Genomic DNA, 18,955 nt, shown 5'->3' on the forward strand with positions numbered 1-18,955 from the left:
GGCGGTGTCCGCCTATCGGGGTCCCGCCGCCAACTTTCCCCCCCCCCGGGCGGGCCCCCCGGGGCGCGGGGGGGGGGGCCCGCCGGGGGGGTGGGGGGGGGGGGGGGGCGGGGCCGCCCCCCGCCGGAGGGGGGCGGCGCGCGCAGGTCTGCCCCGGCGGAACCGGGGTACCCGCTTTCCGGAGCCGAACTGTCCATGAGACTCAGGGAGTTGATGATGGCTGGCTTCGGGCAAGGAACGCGCGGACACCCCCGGTCACGTGGCCGGACGTGGCAACGGACCGGGCCGGACCGCGCAACGCTGGGGATCATCGGAACCATCTGCGCGGTGGCCGGCTTCTTCGCACTGGGCATCGTCCTCGGGCCGGTGGCGATGTTCTGCGGCTGGCAGTCCATGGGCCGCACCTGGTCGAGCGACCGGAACGTCCCGGCCCTGGTGGCCCTGATCCTGGGCGCGATCGACACGTTGCTGGCCATCATCGCCCTGGCCGGTGCGGCGACTTGGGGCCACGGGCTGCTCTAGCCGGCCTCGCGCGTCTCCGCGCCGTCCGCGGGAGCGCGGGGGCTGGTCGCGCAGTTCCCCGCGCCCCGGGGACCGTGCCTCAGCGGGGCTGCTCCTCGCGGTCGACGGCCAGCCGGGACACCTCCGCGCGCAGCAGGCGGACCTCCTCGGTCAGGGAGGCGATCGCCTCCGTCTGCCGGCGTTCCTCCACGTCGTCCTTCTCGAACCGCGCGATGAACCACGCGGCGATGTTCGCGGTGACCACACCCAGCAGGGCGATCCCCGACAGCATCAGGCCGACCGCGATCATCCGCCCCAGCCCGGTCGTCGGCGCGTGGTCCCCGTATCCCACGGTCGTCATCGTCGTGAACGACCACCACACCGCGTCACCCAGCGTCCGGATGTTCCCGTTCGGCGAGTCCCGCTCCACGGACAGCACCGCCAGCGAGCCGAACATCAGCAGCCCGACGACGGAACCGACGACATAGGTGGTCAGCCGGATCTGCGGAGCCATCCGGGCCCGCCGCCCCACCAGCAGCAGCGTCGACACCAGCCGCAGCAGCCGCAGCGGCTGCAGGACGGGCAGCACGACCGCGCACAGGTCGGGCCAGTGCTGCCGGACGAACGGTCCGCGCCGCGGGGCGAGCGCCAGCCGGACCACGTAGTCGAGGGCGAACGCGCCCCACACCACCCATTCCACCGCCGTGCACAGGGTCGTCGTGGAACGATCGGCGGAGGCGTCCACGATCGGCACGGCGTACGCGACGGCGAAGGTTATGGCGAGCGCCAACAGCGGCCGCTCCGTGTGCTGTTCCCACCGCGTCTGCGCCGACCGTCGTTCCATGGAGACAATCGTAAAGAGAAAGTAAGGACGGTGGCGGATCAGGCCCGTCGTCCGGCGGGCTCCCGAAGGGGAACGCAGAAGCCGCGGGCCGGGTCTCTCACCGGCCCGCGGCTTCCCACCGTGCTCGTCGGCCAGGGGCCGAGCTGTGGCTACGCGTCGCCGCCGGCCGCGCCCGGGTCGGCCGCCGAGACGTCCAGCAGCTGGTAGCGGTCGATGGCCTGCTTCAGCGCGGACCGGTCGACCTTGCCCTCACGCGCCAGCTCGGTCAGGACGGCGACCACGATCGACTGGGCGTCGATGTGGAAGAAGCGGCGCGCGGCGCCCCGGGTGTCGGCGAAGCCGAAGCCGTCGGCCCCGAGTGACTGGTAGGTGCCCGGCACCCAGCGCGCGATCTGGTCCGGAACCGATCGCATCCAGTCGGACACGGCCACGAACGGACCCTCGGCGCCGCTGAGCTTCCGCGTCACGAACGGCACCCGCTGCTCCTCCTCCGGATGCAGCAGGTTGTGCTCCTCGCACGCCACGGCCTCGCGGCGCAGCTCGTTCCAGGAGGTCGCGGACCACACGTCCGCCTTGACGTTCCAGTCCTCCGCGAGGATCCTCTGGGCCTCCAGGGCCCACGGCACCGCGACACCGGACGCCATGATCTGCGCCGGGATCGAGCCGCCCGTGCCCTCGCCGATCCGGTGGACGCCCTTGACGATGCCCTCGACGTCCACGTTCGCCGGTTCGGCCGGGTGCTGGATGGGCTCGTTGTAGACGGTCAGGTAGTAGAAGACGTCCTCGCCGTGCGGGTGCTCGGGCGAGCCGCCGTACATCCGCCTCAGGCCGTCCTGGACGATGTGCGCGATCTCGTACGCGTACGCCGGGTCGTACGCCACGCACGCGGGGTTGGTCGAGGCGAGCAGCTGCGAGTGGCCGTCCGCGTGCTGCAGGCCCTCACCGGTCAGGGTCGTGCGACCGGCGGTCGCACCCAGGACGAATCCGCGCGCCAGCTGATCGGCCATCTGCCAGAACTGGTCGCCGGTGCGCTGGAAACCGAACATCGAGTAGAAGACGTAGACCGGGATCAACGGTTCGCCGTGCGTGGCGTACGCCGAGCCGGCCGCGATCAGCGAGGCGGTGCAGCCCGCCTCGGAGATGCCGTCGTGCAGCATCTGGCCGGTCGGGGACTCCTTGTACGCGAGCAGCAGATCGCGGTCGACCGCCTCGTACTGCTGGCCGAGCGGGTTGTAGATCTTCGCACTCGGGAAGAAGGAGTCCATGCCGAACGTGCGGTACTCGTCCGGCGCGATCAGCACGAAACGCTTGCCGATCTCCTTGTCCCGCATGAGGTCCTTGAGCAGCCGGACGAACGCCATCGTCGTGGCGATGGACTGCTGACCGGAGCCCTTCTTCACGCTCGCGTACGTCTTGTCGTCCGGCAGCACGAGCGGCTGGGAGCGCACGACGCGCGTCGGGACGTACCCGCCGCACTGCTTGCGCATGTCGTGCATGTACTGGATCTCCTCCGTGTCCCGGCCCGGGTGGTAGTACGGAGGCGCGCCGGACTCCAGCTCACGGTCGGAGATCGGCAGGTGCAGGCGGTCCCGGAAGCGCTTCAGGTCGTCGACCGTCAGCTTCTTCATCTGGTGCGTGGCGTTGCGGCCCTCGAAGTTCGGCCCCAGCGTCCAGCCCTTGATCGTCTTGGCCAGGATGACCGTCGGCTGGCCCTTGTGCTCCTTGGCCGCCTTGAACGCGGCGTAGATCTTGCGGTGGTCGTGACCGCCACGGCCCAGGTGCAGGATCTGGTCGTCGGTCATGTTCTCGACCATCGCGCGCAGCCGGCGGTCGTCGCCGAAGAAGTGCTCGCGGATGTAGGCGCCGGACTCGGTGGCGTAGGTCTGGAACTGGCCGTCCGGCGTCGTGTTCATCTTGTTGACCAGGATGCCGTCCCGGTCCTGCGAGAGCAGCGGGTCCCAGGAGCGGTCCCAGATCAGCTTGATCACGTTCCAGCCGGCGCCCCGGAAGACCGACTCCAGCTCCTGGATGATCTTGCCGTTGCCGCGCACCGGGCCGTCCAGGCGCTGCAGGTTGCAGTTGACCACGAAGGTCAGGTTGTCCAGGCCCTCCCGGGCGGCCAGGGTGAGCTGGCCGAGCGATTCGGGCTCGTCCATCTCGCCGTCGCCGAGGAACGCCCACACGTGCGACCTGGAGGTGTCCGCGATGCCGCGCGCCTGCATGTAGCGGTTCATCCGCGCCTGGTAGATCGCGCCGAGCGGGCCGAGGCCCATGGAGACGGTCGGGAACTCCCAGAAGTCCGGCATGGAGCGCGGGTGCGGGTAGCTGGACAGGCCGTCCGGGTACTTCGACTTCTCCTGGCGGAAGCCGTCGAGCTGGTCGGAGCTGAGCCGGTCGAGCATGTACGCGCGGGCGTAGATGCCGGGGGAGGCGTGGCCCTGGAAGAAGACCTGGTCGCCGCCGTCGCCCTCGTCCTTGCCCCGGAAGAAGTGGTTGAAGCCGACGTCGTAGAGCGAGGCGGAGGAGGCGAAGGTGGCGATGTGACCGCCGACCCCGATACCGGGGCGCTGGGCGCGTGAGACCATCACGGCGGCGTTCCAGCGGGTCACGTTCAGGATCCGGCGCTCGATCTCCTCGTTGCCGGGGAAGAAGGGCTCGCTCTTGGTGGGGATCGTGTTGACGTAGTCCGTGCTGCGCATCTCGGGCACGGCCACGCGCCTTTCGCGGGCCCGCTCGATCAGGCGCAGCATGAGATAGCGGGCCCGCTCCCGGCCGCGCTCGTCGACGGCGGCGTCGAGGGAGTCGAGCCACTCCTGGGTCTCTTCGGGATCGAAGTCAGGAACCTGACTCGGAAGGCCGCCAATGATGATCGGATTGCGATCGGATCCGGAAGCCACGCTGTTCCTTACCTGTCGGAGGGCCACTGTTGTGCTCGTGCCTGCACCGTTCCCCATCGTGTACCTCGGGAAGACCTACGTCATCTCTACCGTGAGGTAACCCGGTCCCAGGGTCGGTCAAAACGCAACGATACGCCCGGGGTGTGACGCGCATGGCAAAGTTGTTCGAGCCCTGCGGCTGCGGATGATTCCGAACGGCGCAAACCGGGCACATCGGTGTGATGTGGGTCACGCGGAATCGGGATACGGTGCCAGGAGTTGCGGCGACACGGCCGGGATCGTCACCGTTTCGGCGGTCCCGACGGCCGGGTACTTGCGCGATCCGTCCCGCACGTGTGGACTACGGCCAATGCTTCGCGCACGCGCGTGGCTGAGATATTCATCAAGACATGATCAGGAGGCAACCCGTGAGCGCGACCGCGGACCACGCGGAGGAGCGGACCAACCCTGCCGCCAGGCTGGGTTTCCAGCCCGGGCAGGTGGTCCAGGAGATCGGCTACGACGACGACGTCGATCAGGAGCTCCGCGAGGTCATCGAGGAAGTCATCCAGGGCGACCTCATGGACGAGGACTACGACGACGTGGCCGACGCCGTCGTCCTGTGGTTCCGTGACGATGACGGCGACCTGACGGATGCGCTGGTGGATGCCACCACGTACATCGAAGAGGGTGGCGCGATCCTGCTCCTGACGCCGAAGACCGGCCGTTCGGGGTACGTGGAGCCCAGCGACATCCAGGACGCCGCGACGACGGCCGGCCTGACGGCGGCGAAGAGCGTCAGTGTGGGCAAGGACTGGAGCGGCTCGCGTCTGGCGACGCCGAAGGCCGCGAAGTCCGGCAAGAGGTAAGCCGCCTCGTCCCTCGGTACGGACGGGCCGAGAACACTCGGTCCGTCCGTCGGGCTGTGGTGATCGCTGCGTAGGGTGGAGGCGAGCGCTGGCTGCGCTCCCACCTCCGAATCAGCCCACCGAAGGGATGCACGACGATGGCGATCCAGGTCGGCGACAAGGCGCCCGACTTCGAGCTCAAGGACAACCACGGCCGCACGGTGAGGCTCTCGGACCTCCGCGGCGAGAAGAACGTGGTGCTCCTCTTCTACCCCTTCGCCTTCACCGGCGTCTGCACCGGCGAGCTGTGCGAGCTGCGCGACAACCTGCCGAAGTTCGCCGACCGCGACACCCTGCTGCTCGCCGTATCCAACGACTCCATCCACACCCTGCGCGTCTTCGCCGAGCAGGAGGGCCTGGAGTACCCGCTGCTGAGCGACTTCTGGCCGCACGGCAACGTGTCGCGCGCGTACGGCGTCTTCGACGAGGACAAGGGCTGCGCCGTCCGCGGCACCTTCATCATCGACAAGGAGGGCGTCGTGCGGTGGACCGTGGTCAACGGCCTGCCGGACGCCCGTGACCTGAACGACTACGTGAAGGCGCTCGACACCCTGTAGGCCCAGCGCGGGACGACACCTGTGACTCTCCGGTTCCAGGGTCTGCGAGGCGCGGGAACCCGTCACTAGGATCGGCACGTTGATCCCATATCCGAAGCACACGGGGCTCCCGGCCCCTGGACACCACATGGAGGACCCGTGGGAGTCAGCCTCAGCAAGGGCGGCAACGTATCGCTGACGAAGGAGGCCCCGGGCCTGACCGCCGTCATCGTCGGTCTGGGCTGGGACGTGCGCACCACGACCGGCACGGACTTCGACCTCGACGCCAGCGCGCTGCTGCTGAACAACGCCGGCAAGGTCGCGAGCGACCAGCACTTCGTCTTCTTCAACAACCTCAAGAGCCCCGACGGCTCGGTCGAGCACACCGGTGACAACATCACCGGCGAGGGAGAGGGCGACGACGAGCAGATCAAGGTCGACCTGGCCGGCGTCCCGGCCGACGTCGACAAGATCGTCTTTCCGGTGTCGATCTACGACGCCGAGAACCGCCAGCAGTCCTTCGGCCAGGTCCGCAACGCCTTCATCCGCGTCGTGAACCAGGCCGACCAGCAGGAGATCGCCCGCTACGACCTGAGCGAGGACGCCTCCACCGAGACCGCCATGGTCTTCGGTGAGCTGTATCGCAACGGGGCGGAATGGAAGTTCCGCGCCATCGGCCAGGGCTACGCCTCCGGCCTGCGCGGCATCGCGCAGGACTTCGGCGTCAACGTCTGATCCCGGCAGGGTTCCGACGCCCCCACCGTCCGGCGCCGTCCCGTTTGCGGGCGGCGCCGGACGCGCAGGACAACCAGGAAAGCACCACTAGGGGAGGACCAGCATCATGGGCGTCACGCTCGCCAAGGGGGGCAATGTCTCCCTCTCCAAGGCCGCACCGAACCTCACCAACGTCATGATCGGACTCGGCTGGGACGCTCGGTCCACCACGGGGGCCCCTTTCGATCTCGACGCCAGCGCGCTGCTGTGCGGCGCCGGGAACCGCGTGATGGGCGACGAGTGGTTCGTGTTCTACAACCAGCTCAAGAGCCCCGACGGCTCGGTCGAGCACACCGGTGACAACCTCACCGGTGAGGGCGAGGGCGACGACGAGTCCATCCTGGTGGACCTGGTCGCGGTGCCGGCGCAGTGCGAGAAGGTCGTCTTCCCGGTCTCGATCCACATGGCGGACGAGCGCGGCCAGACCTTCGGCCAGGTGTCCAACGCCTTCATCCGGGTCGTCAACCAGGCCGACGGCCAGGAGCTGGCCCGTTACGACCTGAGCGAGGACGCCTCCACCGAGACCGCCATGATCTTCGGCGAGCTGTACCGCTACCAGGGCGAGTGGAAGTTCCGCGCCGTCGGGCAGGGGTACGCGTCGGGGCTGCGGGGCATCGCCCTCGACTTCGGGGTGAACGTCTCCTAGCCGGCTGTACCGGCGAGGGCCTGCGCTGTGGCTTTTCGGTGAGGATCGCCCCGACGGGTACCGCCGGCCGGGTGCCCCTCTAGACTCGTGGTCAACATTTAGCAAAGCCGAGTGCGGCGCGGAGGAGACCCTCCCTCAGACTCCGTCTGGGGGGTGCCCTCAACACACGATTGGGTAGCCAGTGCTTCTGAAAACCTTCGGCTGGTCGTTCGCGGTCACCGCGCTCGGCCTGGTCGCGGCGGCCTTCTACGGGGGGTGGACCGCCTTCGGCATCGTGGCGATCCTCGCCATCCTGGAGATCTCGCTGTCCTTCGACAACGCGGTCGTCAACGCCGGAATCCTGAAGAAGATGAACGCCTTCTGGCAGAAGATCTTCCTCACGGTCGGCGTCCTGATCGCGGTCTTCGGCATGCGGCTGGTCTTCCCCGTCGTCATCGTGGCCATCACCGCCAAGAAGAGTCCGATCGAAGCGGTCAACCTGGCCTTCACCGACAAGGACCTCTACCAGCAGCTGGTCACCGACGCCCACCCGGCGATCGCCGCGTTCGGTGGCATGTTCCTGCTGATGATCTTCCTCGACTTCATCTTCGAGGACCGGGACATCCAGTGGCTGCGCTGGATCGAGCGCCCCCTGGCCAAGCTCGGCAAGGTCGACATGCTGTCGGTCTGCATCGCCCTGATCGTCCTGCTCATCACCTCCTTCACCTTCGCCACCCACGCCCACCAGCACGGCGGCGCCCACGCCGACAAGGCGCAGACGGTCCTGATCGCCGGCATCGCCGGCCTGATCACCTACATGGTCGTCGGCGGCCTGTCCGGCTACTTCGAGGACAAGCTCGAGGAAGAGGAGGAGCGCGAGCACGAGCAGGAGGAAGAGGCCGCCCGCTCCGGCAAGCAGCGCTCGCCGGTGGTCCTGGCGGGCCAGGCCGCGTTCTTCATGTTCCTCTACCTCGAGGTCCTGGACGCGTCCTTCTCCTTCGACGGCGTGATCGGTGCCTTCGCGATCACCAACGACATCGTCCTGATGGCCCTCGGCCTCGGCATCGGCGCCATGTACGTCCGGTCGCTGACCGTGTACCTGGTCCGCCAGGGCACCCTCGACGACTACGTCTATCTGGAGCACGGCGCCCACTACGCCATCGGCGCCCTGGCCGTGATCCTCATGATCACCATTCAGTACGAGATCAACGAGGTCATCACCGGCCTCGTCGGCGTGGTGCTGATCGCCTGGTCGTTCTGGTCCTCCGTCCGCCGCAACCGCGCCCTGGCGGCCGCGGGCCCGGACGCGGGCTCGGACGAGAAGTCGGAGATCTCCTCCGGGGTCTGACCCCGGCCCCTGCTCGCCCCTACACGGACAAGATCAGGGACGGGACGGGGTGTGGCGCCCCGTCCGGTGAGGGAACGCTTCGTTCGGGGCGGCCGCGTGGTCGGCCGCCCCGACGGTGTTTCGCGGACGAGTACCCCGGGGGCGGGAATGGGTTTCTTCGACGGGCTGCTGGGCGGGCGCGCTGCCGACTTCGACTCGGGCAGCGCCTCGTCCAACGCCATCGAGCTCACCAAGCGGCACCAGACGGTGTCCCTCACCAAGCAGGACGCGGCCACCGGCCATCTGCGGGTCAACCTCGCCTGGCGGATGCGGACCTCCGACTTCGACGGAGCCCGGCGCACCAGCCTGCTGCGCCATCCCTTCAAGGCCCTGAGGCCGCCGGAGGTGCTCGGACACGGGCAGAGCATGGTCAACGTCGACCTCGACCTGGGCTGTCTGTACGAGCTGATGGACGGCACCAAGGGGGTCGTCCAGCCGCTGGGCGGCTATCTGGGAGACGTCAACGCACCGCCGTACATCAAACTCAGCGGCGACGACCGGTTCGGCTCCGGGTCCGGCGAGACGATGTACGTCAACCTCGACCACCGGGACGCCATCAAGCGGCTGCTCGTCTTCGTCTACATCTACGACCAGACGCCGGCCTTCGACCGTACCCACGCGATCGTCACGCTCTATCCGAGCAACGGCCCGCGCGTCGAGATAAGCCTCGACGAACGCCACCCGCAGGCCCGCTCCTGCGCGGTGGTCATGATCGAGAACGTCAAGGGCGAACTGCTCGTCCGCCGCGAGGTCAAGTTCGTCTACGGCTTCCAGGGCGAGCTGGACCGGCTGTACGGCTGGGGCCTGCAGTGGGGCCGGGGCTACAAGACCAAGGTGGAGCGGTAGCCGTGGGCGAAGCGGTAGCCGCCGCACGGCCCACGGACCGGCGCCGGCGGACAGGCCCTCCCGTCGCCCGGTCCACCGCCCGGTCTACCGCCCGATGAACTGGGGCCCCTGCGGCGGCAGCCGGAAATTCGGATCCACGGCCACCGGCACCGGCTGAGACTGGGGGTACCCGTACGCCGGCCGGGCGGAGGCCGGCTGCGGATAGCCGTAGGCGGACTGCTGCGGCAGCGCCGACGCCGGCTGTTCCGCAGGCAGCGGCTGGGACGCCGTCGTCTCCGGCGGGAGCCGCTCCTGCTCCGCCTCCGACTCGTCGACCGAGATGCCGAAGTCCGTGGCAAGGCCCTTGAGGCCGTTCGAGTAGCCCTCGCCCAGCGCGCGGAACTTCCAGCCCTCCCCGCGCCGGTACAGCTCACCGCAGATCAGCGCGGTCTCCGCGCCGGTCTCCGGCTTGATGTCGAACCGGGCCAGCGGCTCCCCGTCGGCCACGGCCGCGTCGTACAGCAGGATGCCCAGGGCCGGTACCCGGTCGAAGGAGACGCCGTCGGCGGAGGCCACCAGCAGAATGCGGCCGACCCCCGGCTCGGCCCCCGCGAGGTCTGTCTGGATCGTGTCGGTCAGGCTCTCGGCGATACGCTTCTTACCGAGCCGCCACACCTTTCCCGAGGGGTGCCGGGGCTGGTTGTAGAAGACGAAGTCCTCGTCGGAGCGCACACGGCCGTCGGCACCCAGCAGCAGCGCCGAGACGTCCACGTCGGGAACCCCCTGCCCGGGGGTCCAGTGCAGCACGGCGCGCACCGTGGTGGCCTCCAGCGGGACGTTCGACCCCTTCAGCATCGCGTGCGTCATGCGGTCATCCTGCCCTCTCGGTCCTGGTCACGACAATGCGGGGGGTGTGGGCGCCGACATGGGGGAGTTACCGGGAATTCATGCCCGCGGGGAACCTGCGACACGGATCCCTACGTACTATTACCGGCCACCCTTTACCGAACCAACAGACTCGGCGTGCACCCCGAAGGAGTTCTATGCGTCATTTCGGGCACATCGCCCCCGAGGTACGGCAGCGCCTCTTCCACCAGGAGCCGTGCGCGTTCACCGCCGACTCCCCGGCCCGGCTGCTCTCCGCGGCCCTGGGCGCCACGCTGTACAGCCCGGCCACCCGGCCCAGGCTCGCCGACGACATCGTCCGGCAGGCCGCGAACGGCGTGGTCTCGATGGTGCTGTGCCTGGAGGACTCGATCGCCGACACGGACGTCCCGGCGGGCGAGGAGAACCTCGTCCGGCAGTTCGCCGACCTCGACTCCCGCGCGCCTGCCGAACCGCCGCTGCTCTTCATCCGGGTCCGCACCCCCGAGCAGATCCCCGACCTGGTCCGGCGCCTCGGCCCCAGCGTGCGGCTGCTGTCCGGATTCGTGCTGCCGAAGTTCACGGCGGAGCGCGGCATCCCCTTCCTGGAGGCGCTGACCCTCGCCGAGGCCGCGAGCGGCCGGCGGCTCTTCGCCATGCCGGTGCTCGAATCCCCCGAGCTGCTGTACCGCGAGAGCCGCATGGACACCCTGGAGGGCATCTCCCGCGCCGTCGACAAGTACCGCGACCGGGTCCTCGCGCTACGCCTCGGCGTCACCGACTTCTGCTCCTCATACGGCCTGCGCCGGGCCCCCGACATGACCGCCTACGACGTCCAGATCGTCGCCTCCGTGATCGGCGACGTCGTGAACATGCTGGGCCGCGCCGACGGCACCGGGTTCACCGTCACCGGCCCCGTCTGGGAGTACTTCCGGGTCCCCGAGCGTATGTTCAAGCCGCAGCTGAGGCAGAGCCCCTTCCTGCAGGTGCGGGCCGTCGAGCTGCGCGAGAAGCTCATCGAGCACGCCATGGACGGGCTGCTGCGGGAGATCTCCCTCGACCAGGCCAACGGCCTGCTCGGCAAGACCTGCATCCACCCCTCCCACGTCCTGCCCGTGCACGCGCTGTCCGTGGTCAGCCACGAGGAGTTCAGCGACGCCCAGGACATCCTCCGGCCGGAACGCGGCGGCGGGGGTGTACTCCGGTCGGCCTACACGAACAAGATGAACGAGGTGAAACCGCACCGCGCCTGGGCCGAGCGGACCCTCCTGCGCGCCGAGGTCTTCGGTGTCGCCGGCGAGGACGTCGGCTTCGTGGAGCTGCTCGCCGCCGGAATACACGGATGATGCCGCCGGAACCGCCGGCCGGCCTTCCCGCATCCAAGGAACGCATGAAGAACGCAGTGAACGACGGGGTCTGGTCCGGCAGCTGGGTCGCCGAGCGACTCGGGGTCGAACTCGTGGGCGACGACGGGCTGCCGGCCCTGCTCGGGCTGGCGCTGCGCCGCAACCCCAAGCGGGCCCACCTGCTGGTCTCGCACGTGCTGGGCAAGCACGTGCCCCAGTCGCCGTCCGTGGTCTACGGGCACGGTCTGCGCCTCGGCCGCCGGGTCGCCGCCCTGCTCGGCCCGGAGCGGGCCACGGCCGTCGTCCTCGGCTACGCGGAGACCGCGACCGGGCTGGGCCACGCCGTCGCCGACGGCCTCGGCGCGGCGCCGTATCTGCACTCGACGCGCCGCCCGGTGGCCGGAGTCGCCCGTGCGGGCGGCTTCGAGGAGTCCCACTCGCACGCCACGTCGCATCTGCTGCTGCCCGAGGACCCCGCGCTGCTGTCGGGCGACGGCCCGCTGGTGCTGGTGGACGACGAGTTCTCCACCGGCAACACGATCCTGAACACCATTCGTGACCTGCACGAACGCCATCCGCGGCGACGGTATGTGGTGGTCGCGCTGGTCGACATGCGCTCGCCCGGGGACACGGAGCGCCTGACACGGTTCGCGCAGGACATCGGGGCCCGGGTGGACGTGATCGCCACCGCGTCCGGCACGGTGCGGCTGCCGGAAGGCGTCCTGGAGAAGGGGCAGGAGCTGGTCGCGCGCTACGAGCGTGGAAGCGGGTCCGATGCGCCCGGCCCAGCGGCCCCCGGCGCTCCCCCGGCGGCCCACCGGCCCGACGGAACCGCGTCCACGCCCCCGCACGGGCCCGACGGAACCGCGTCCGCGCCCCCGCACGGGCCCGACGGAACCGCGTCCACGCCCCCGCACCGGGCGGCCCGAGACGCCGTGCGCGTCGACCTCCGCTGGCCCCCCGGCCTGCCCGACGGCGGCCGGCACGGCTTCACGCCCGCCCACCGCGCCCGCCTGGAGTCCGCGCTGCCCGCGATGGCCGCCCGGATCGCCGAGGCGCTGCCCGGCGGTGCCGGCCGCGTGCTGGTCCTCGGCTTCGAGGAGCTGATGTACGCCCCGCTGCGCCTCGCGCACGAGCTGGAGCGGGTCACGGACGCCGAGGTGCGCTTCTCCACCACCACCCGCTCGCCCGTCCTCGCACTCGACGACCCCGGCTACGCGATACGCACCCGCCTGACCTTCCCCGCCCATGACGACCCGGCCGACGGCCCCGGTGAGCGCTACGCCTACAACGTCGCCGGCGGCGGCTTCGACACCGTCGTCGCCGTCGTCGACTCGGTCGCCGACACCCCCGCCCTGCACGCCCCCGGCGGTCTGCTGGACCGTCTCGCGGCGCACGTCCCGCACGTCCTGCTCGCGGTCGTCCCCTCACACGTCCCCGAGCCCCCGCACCGTCCCGAAAGGCCGGCCATGCTGCCCGAGCCCCTGCGCGGCCCCGCGTTCTCCTCGTACGCCCCCGAGGAGGTGGGCTGGCTGCTCCAGGACCTCTCCGACGTCACCCTGGAGGCGCCGACCGAGGAGCGCGAGGAGGCCATCCAGAGCGGTGGCGCGCACTACGCCGAGTCGCTGCCGGTGGAGTACCAGCCCAGCGAGCAGTACCAGCAGCTGTTCCACGCGGCCCTGGACGCCTCCGCCGCCCGCATCGCGCGGGCCGTGGGCGTCGTCACCGAGACCGTCGTCACCGAGCGGTCGCCCCGCCCGGTGCTGGTCTCGCTCGCCCGCGCGGGCACCCCGGTCGGCGTGCTGATGCGCCGCTGGGCCCGGTTCCGGCACGGCCTGGACCTCCCGCACTACGCCGTCTCGATCGTGCGTGGCCGGGGCATCGACGCCAACGCGCTGCGCTGGCTCGCCGCCCACCACGACCCCCGGGACGTCGTCTTCGTCGACGGCTGGACCGGCAAGGGCGCCATCACCCGCGAACTCGCCCGCGCCGTCGAGGAGTTCGAAGCGAAGGAAGGCGTCACCGGTTTCGATCCGGAGATCGCCGTCCTCGCCGACCCGGGCTCCTGCGTCCGCACCTACGGCACCCGCGAGGACTTCCTCATCCCCTCCGCCTGCCTCAACTCCACGGTCTCCGGCCTGATATCCCGTACGGTGCTGCGCGCCGACCTGGTCGGGCCGGACGACTTCCACGGCGCCAAGTTCTACCGCGAACTCGCCGGCACCGACGTCTCCGTGGCCTTCCTCGACGCCGTCTCGGCCCGCTTCCCGGAGGTCGCCGACACCGTCGGTACGGCGGTCAAGGAGCTGCTGACGCAGGACCGTTCGCCCAGCTGGGAGGGCTGGCGGGCCGTCGAGCGGATCAGCGAGGAGTACGGCGTCCACGACGTGAACCTCGTCAAGCCCGGCGTCGGCGAGACCACCCGGGTGCTGCTGCGCCGGGTGCCGTGGAAGATCCTCGCGCGCGCCGGCGCCGGTGCCGATCTGGACCATGTGCGGCTGCTCGCCGGGCAGCGCGGTGTGCCCGTCGAGGAGGTCGGTGAACTCCCCTACACCTGCGTCGGGCTGATCCACCCGAAGTACACGCGGGGCGCGACGGGCGCCGACGGCAAGGCGGTGAACCTCTGATGCCGGTGATGGTGGCGAGCGACCTCGACCGCACGCTGATCTACTCCGCGGCGGCCCTGGCACTGACCATGCCCGACGCGCGGGCGCCCCGGCTGCTGTGCGTGGAGGTGCACGAGGCCAGGCCGCTGTCCTACATGACGGAGACGGCGGCGCGGCTGCTCACCGAGCTGGGCGACACGGCGGTCTTCGTGCCGACCACGACCCGGACCCGCAAGCAGTACCAGCGGATCAACCTGCCGGGGCCGCCGCCGAAGTACGCGATCTGCGCCAACGGCGGTCATCTCCTGGTCGACGGGGTCACCGACGCCGACTGGCACGCGGGCGTACAGGCGAGGCTCGCCGACGAGTGCGCGCCGCTGGACGAGGTCCGCGAGCACCTGCTGCGGACCGCCGATCCGGTCTGGGTGCGCAAGCACCGGGACGCCGAGAACCTGTTCGCCTATCTCGTCGTCGAGCGCGAGCTGCTGCCCGAGGAGTGGGTCAAGGAGCTGGCGGTCTGGGCCGAGGACCGCGGCTACACGGTCTCCCTGCAGGGGCGCAAGATCTACGCCGTTCCGCAGCCGCTCACCAAGAGCGCGGCCGTGCGCGAGGTCGCCCGCCGCACCGGCGCCGAGCTGACGCTGGCCGCGGGGGACTCCCTGCTCGACGCGGACCTGCTGCTGGCCGCCGACCGGGGCTGGCGCCCCGGCCACGGCGAGCTGGCCGACGCCGACTGGACCGCCCCGGCGATCAGCGCGCTGCCGGAGCGGGGCGTCCTGGCGGGGGAGCGGATCCTGCGCGAATTCCTGGGCGCGGCCCGCGGCAGGGGGGCCGGGGGCCGGCAAACGTAGGTCAGCCGCAGCAGCCCCCGCCGCAGCAGCCGCCGCCTCCGCCCCCCTGCGGGGCGGGGGCCGGGGCGCCGGACGTGCCGCCCACGGCCACGGTCGAGAGCAGTTTGACCGTGTCGCCGTGACCGGCCGGGCAGTCGGCCGGGGCGGAGGACTCCGCCATCGGGCGGCTCAGTTCGAAGGTGTCGCCGCAGGTCCGGCAGCGGTACTCATAGCGAGGCATAAGCCCACATTAGTCGGCGGGCGCCCGCGGAGTCCGTCCTCAATGTTTCATGAGTGTTGCATTCCATCCGACAGTCGTACGGAGGAATCGAAAATTTCGCTGATAACTTGTGAACGCCGTTGCGAGGATGCTCAGCTCACCCGCGCGAGCAAGATCGAGTGCGGAGGGAGACGCAGTCGTGACCGATGCGTCGCGAGGGGAGGGCCGGTCCGGGAAGGGCAGTGGTCGTGAGGAGGAGTCGTTCGACTCCGACGCGACCCTGTTCCTGAGGGTCGGTGCTCCCAAGGCGGACGAGACCATGCAGCTGCGCGTGCCCCCGCCGCCCGAGCCACCCGCCGCAGGCGGCCGGGCCGAGCGCCGGCGCAGTGCACGCCCCTCCGTGGGGGAGCGCGCGGCGGGCGTGCGGGCCTGCCTCGGCCGGCTGGCCGCGCCGCTGGCCCCCTACGCGGCCAGGCTCGCCCCCTACGCCCGCCGCCTGAAGCCCGTCTACCCGCGCCCCGGCCGGACCGGCTGGCGCCGCTGGATACCGTCCTGGCGCCAGTGGCTCGGCGGGGTCCTCACCTCGCTCGGTCTGCTCAGCGCCTTCCTGGTCACCGCGTACGCGCTGACCGACATACCGGAGAACCTGAACTCCTACGCCACCCAGCAGGACAACGTCTACTTCTGGTCCGACGGCACCCCGATGGCCCGGACGGGCTGGGTGCAGCGGCAGGCCATGCCGCTGAAGGACATACCCCAGGACGTCCGCTGGGCGGTGCTGGCGGCGGAGAACGAGAGCTTCTACTCGGATCCGGGTATTTCCGTCAAAGGCATCACCAGGGCGCTTTACCGCACGGTGGGGGCGGGGGACACCGAGGGCGGTTCCACGATCACCCAGCAGTACGTCAAAAACGTTTATCTCAGCCAGAACCGGACCATCAGCCGCAAGTTCACCGAGGCGATGATCTCCCTCAAGCTCGACAACAAGATGAGCAAGGACCAGATCCTGGAGGGGTATCTCAACACCAGCTGGTTCGGCCGGGGCACCTACGGCATCCAGCGCGCCGCCCAGGCCTACTACGGCAAGGACGTCAGCAGGCTCAACGCCTCCGAGGCGGCCATGCTCGCCTCGCTCCTCAAGGGCGCCGGCCTCTACGACCCGACCCTCGGTCAGGCCAACCACAAGCGGGCCGTGGAACGCTGGAACTGGATCCTGGACCGCATGGTCAGGATCGGCAAGCTGTCCAAGTCCGAACGGGACTCCTACAAGACGTTTCCCGACCCCCTGAAGGTCAACCCGCTCTACGACACCGGTGAGCAGAGCGACTACCTGGTCGCGCTGGCGTCGCAGTACGCCAAGAAGGCCGGGCACCTCACCGACAAGCAGTTCGACCTGGGCGGGTATCAGATCTACACGACCTTCGACCGCAAGCGCGAGAAGGCGCTCACCAACGCCGTCTCCAAGGCCCGCAAGCAGGCCCGGCGGGACGACCCCAAGGCCGCGAAGAACGGGCACTACGGTGCCGCCTCGGTGGCGACCGACGGTCAGATCCTCGCGGTCTACGGCGGACCCGACCACCGCAGACAGGGCTACAACGAGTCCAACGCCACCACCGTCCCGGCCGGGACGGCGTTCCTGCCGTTCGTCTACGCCGCCGGCCTGGAGCACGGCGTCCACAAGACGCGCGGCGGGCCCGCCACCCCCGTCACCCCCGAAAGCGTCTACGACGGCGACGACGGCGTGCCCGTCACCACCCCCGAGGGGCCGTACTGGGACCGCAGCGGGAAGAAGGTCGCCGCGCACAACGACGGCGGCAGGTCCTACGGGAGCATCACCCTGCGCCAGGCGCTCGCCCGGTCGGTGAACACGCCGTTCATGCAGCTCGGCATGGACACCGGGCTGACCACCGTCCGCCGGACCGCCGAGGCGTCCGGGCTTCTGTCCTCCAGCATCGGCCCCCAGGTGCCCGCCCTGTCCCTGGGCAACTCCACGCCGAGCGCGATCCGGATGGCGAGCGGGTACGCCACCTTCGCGGCCAAGGGCAGCCACACGGAGCCGTATTCGGTCCGCCGGATCACCCGCAACGGCGCCCCGGTCGCCCTGACCGTGCCGCGCCCCCGGCGTGCGGTGGGCGCCCAGGTGGCCGCGGACGTCAGCGAGGCGCTCGCCGACTCCTTCCGCGCCGGGCACCCGGCCGCGGCCGCCTCGAAGCCGGAGGCGGGCGGCAAGGCCGGCACCAACGAGAAGGGCACCGCCGCCTGGTACGCCGGCACGGCCGACTCCGTCTCGACGGCGGTCGTCGTCTACCGGATCGACCTGGCGAAATCCCTGGAGCCCCTGCCACTCAGGGGACTGGCCGGAAATGACGCGGAAAACGTGCCGTACAACCTCTGGTCGGCCGCGATGGGTCTTGACTGACGTCGGACCCCGCACCACCCTCGCCCCCTTCGGAGAATGAGCCGCGCATGCCCAGCAACAAGCCGACCGGCCGCCGTCGAGCCACCGCCTCCCGCCGCCTGCCCGCCGCGGTCACCCGCCCGCAGGTCCTGACGCTGGCGGCGCTGCTGGTCGTGGCCTCGCTGGTGGCGGGCTTCCTGGCCCTGAGCCGCCCGGACGGCACCACGCCGGCCGCCTCCGCGGGCAAGAATTCCAAGCGCGCTCCGAAGACCGCCCCGAGCCCCCAGTGGAACGGCAAGACCCAGGTCCTCGGGGACGGATCCACCTCCTACACCGGGCCGCCGAGCGGGCAGTTGAAGGCCGAGCCGCTCAAACCCGGTGAGAAGCCGCCGCAGTTCGTCGTCTTCTCCTGGGACGGCGCCCTGGAGGGCAGCGACCACCTCTTCTCGCACTACCGGGAACTGGCCAAGCAGTACAACGCCCACATGACCTTCTTCCTCACGGGCATCTATCTGCTGCCCAAGAACAAGAAGAGCCAGTATCACGGCCCGATGCACTCGCCCGGCGACGCCGCGATCGACTACGCCACCGACGAGCACATCCGCACCACGCTGGAACAGCTCGGCGAGGCCTACAAGCAGGGCAACGAGATCGGCACCCACTTCAACGGCCACTTCTGCGGAGCCAAGGGCGGCGGCGACTGGAGCGTCGAGGAGTGGAAGAGCGAGATCGACCAGTTCTTCTCCTTCGTGGAGCACTGGAAGACCAACACCGGCTTCAAGGACCTCCCGGCCCTGCCCTTCGACTTCAAGAAGGAGGTCACCGGCGGCCGCGCGCCCTGCCTGGAGGGCCAGCCGAACCTGCTGAAGGCCATCAAGAGCTACGGCTGGCGCTACGACGCCAGTTCACCGGGCGACTTCCAGATATGGCCGCGGAAGAAGAACGGCATCTGGGACTTTCCGCTGCAGATGTTGCCGTACGAGGACGGCAAGTACCAGGGCCTGTCCATGGACTTCAACTTCCTCTACAACCAGTCCGAGGGCGAGACCAAGGGCGACCCGGCCCGGTACCCGCAGTGGCAGCAGCAGACCGTCGACTCGTACATGGCCGGCTTCAACCGCGTCTACTACGGCAGCCGCGCGCCCCTGTTCGTCGGCAACCACTTCGAGGACTGGAACGGCGGCATCTACATGAAGTCGATCGACCAGGTCGTCAAGAACGTCTGCACCAAGAAGGGCGTGAAGTGCGTGTCCTTCCGGGAACTCACCGACTGGCTCGACGTGCAGAAGCCCCAGACCCTCGCCGCGCTGCGCAGCCTCGACCCCGCGCAGTCGCCGGACTGGTCGACGGTCGTCAAGTAGTCGGTTACGGTGGTGGATTCCACTTGTGCAACCCCCTTCACAACCGGCGCACCC

General features: G+C 70.0%; 16 protein-coding genes. 12 read left to right on the forward strand and 4 right to left on the reverse strand.

The features are described 5' to 3' along the window. Positions 1–216 precede the first annotated feature (216 nt). The gene (locus ACGFT2_RS29785) at positions 217–522 is read left to right on the forward strand and encodes a small hydrophobic protein (RefSeq protein WP_393284054.1); all 306 of its coding nucleotides are present in this window, start codon (positions 217–219) and stop codon (positions 520–522) included. Between the two features lie 79 nt (positions 523–601). Here ACGFT2_RS29785 and ACGFT2_RS29790 read toward each other — a convergent pair whose 3' ends face one another. Together ACGFT2_RS29790 and aceE are read right to left on the reverse strand one after the other, a co-directional pair. Then, positions 602–1,345 carry a potassium channel family protein gene (locus ACGFT2_RS29790; RefSeq protein WP_393284057.1) on the reverse strand — a complete coding sequence of 248 codons (744 nt, stop codon included), beginning with the start codon at positions 1,343–1,345 and terminating at the stop codon, positions 602–604. Between the two features lie 149 nt (positions 1,346–1,494). After that, the gene (gene aceE / locus ACGFT2_RS29795; protein WP_393284060.1) at positions 1,495–4,242 is read right to left on the reverse strand and encodes a pyruvate dehydrogenase (acetyl-transferring), homodimeric type; all 2,748 of its coding nucleotides are present in this window, start codon (positions 4,240–4,242) and stop codon (positions 1,495–1,497) included. A gap of 407 nt (positions 4,243–4,649) precedes the next feature. On the opposite strand from aceE, the gene ACGFT2_RS29800 reads away from it, so the two are divergent. The 6 genes from ACGFT2_RS29800 to ACGFT2_RS29825 all read left to right on the forward strand — a co-directional run bounded on the left by ACGFT2_RS29800 (position 4,650) and on the right by ACGFT2_RS29825 (position 9,297). Continuing rightward, entirely contained in the window at positions 4,650–5,090 is a 441-nt protein-coding gene (locus tag ACGFT2_RS29800; protein WP_353599857.1) for a DUF3052 domain-containing protein, read from the forward strand. 137 nt (positions 5,091–5,227) lie between these two features. Further along, the gene (locus ACGFT2_RS29805) at positions 5,228–5,686 is read left to right on the forward strand and encodes a peroxiredoxin (RefSeq protein ID WP_393284063.1); all 459 of its coding nucleotides are present in this window, start codon (positions 5,228–5,230) and stop codon (positions 5,684–5,686) included. Positions 5,687–5,824: 138 nt separating this feature from the next. Further along, a complete protein-coding gene (locus tag ACGFT2_RS29810; RefSeq protein WP_393284066.1) occupies positions 5,825–6,400 on the forward strand; it encodes a TerD family protein in 576 nt (191 codons plus the stop codon). Between the two features lie 106 nt (positions 6,401–6,506). After that, complete coding sequence (locus ACGFT2_RS29815; RefSeq protein WP_393284069.1) at positions 6,507–7,085, forward strand: TerD family protein; 579 nt, start codon at positions 6,507–6,509, stop codon at positions 7,083–7,085. Positions 7,086–7,266: 181 nt separating this feature from the next. Further along, a complete protein-coding gene (locus tag ACGFT2_RS29820; RefSeq protein WP_393284071.1) occupies positions 7,267–8,412 on the forward strand; it encodes a DUF475 domain-containing protein in 1,146 nt (381 codons plus the stop codon). Between the two features lie 147 nt (positions 8,413–8,559). Then, positions 8,560–9,297: a Tellurium resistance gene (locus tag ACGFT2_RS29825; RefSeq protein ID WP_393284074.1), complete on the forward strand. Its 738-nt coding sequence runs from the start codon at positions 8,560–8,562 to the stop codon at positions 9,295–9,297. Positions 9,298–9,381: 84 nt separating this feature from the next. Here the strand turns inward: ACGFT2_RS29825 and ACGFT2_RS29830 are convergent, their stop codons facing one another. Then, complete coding sequence (locus ACGFT2_RS29830; protein ID WP_393284077.1) at positions 9,382–10,143, reverse strand: TerD family protein; 762 nt, start codon at positions 10,141–10,143, stop codon at positions 9,382–9,384. A gap of 176 nt (positions 10,144–10,319) precedes the next feature. Between ACGFT2_RS29830 and ACGFT2_RS29835 the strand changes: the two genes are divergently transcribed. From ACGFT2_RS29835 to ACGFT2_RS29845, 3 genes are read left to right on the forward strand one after another with little or no spacing between them, the layout of a single operon-like run. Then, positions 10,320–11,486, forward strand: coding sequence for an HpcH/HpaI aldolase/citrate lyase family protein (locus ACGFT2_RS29835; protein ID WP_393284080.1), 1,167 nt, complete (start codon positions 10,320–10,322; stop codon positions 11,484–11,486). A 44-nt stretch (positions 11,487–11,530) separates the two neighbouring features. Further along, a complete protein-coding gene (locus tag ACGFT2_RS29840; RefSeq protein WP_393284082.1) occupies positions 11,531–14,113 on the forward strand; it encodes a phosphoribosyltransferase in 2,583 nt (860 codons plus the stop codon). Then, positions 14,113–14,943 (forward strand): HAD family hydrolase, encoded by an 831-nt coding sequence (locus ACGFT2_RS29845; RefSeq protein ID WP_393284085.1) that lies wholly within the window; start codon positions 14,113–14,115, stop codon positions 14,941–14,943. Before ACGFT2_RS29840 ends, ACGFT2_RS29845 begins: the two co-directional genes overlap by 1 nt. 1 nt (position 14,944) lies before the next feature. On the opposite strand, the gene ACGFT2_RS29850 is transcribed toward ACGFT2_RS29845, so the two are convergent. Beyond that, on the reverse strand, positions 14,945–15,163 hold the full coding sequence (locus tag ACGFT2_RS29850; protein ID WP_393284088.1) for a zinc ribbon domain-containing protein: 219 nt from the start codon (positions 15,161–15,163) through the stop codon (positions 14,945–14,947). A gap of 178 nt (positions 15,164–15,341) precedes the next feature. Here ACGFT2_RS29850 and ACGFT2_RS29855 point away from each other — a divergent pair, with 178 nt between their 5' ends. Further along, positions 15,342–17,561 (forward strand): transglycosylase domain-containing protein, encoded by a 2,220-nt coding sequence (locus tag ACGFT2_RS29855; RefSeq protein ID WP_393284091.1) that lies wholly within the window; start codon positions 15,342–15,344, stop codon positions 17,559–17,561. Positions 17,562–17,608: 47 nt separating this feature from the next. After that, positions 17,609–18,901, forward strand: a complete 1,293-nt coding sequence (locus ACGFT2_RS29860; protein ID WP_393284094.1) for a hypothetical protein — start codon at positions 17,609–17,611, stop codon at positions 18,899–18,901. Positions 18,902–18,955: the final 54 nt, after the last annotated feature.

Origin of the sequence: Streptomyces sp. NPDC048514 (assembly GCF_043199955.1) — a bacterium.
Taxonomy (GTDB): Bacteria; Actinomycetota; Actinomycetes; order Streptomycetales; family Streptomycetaceae; genus Streptomyces.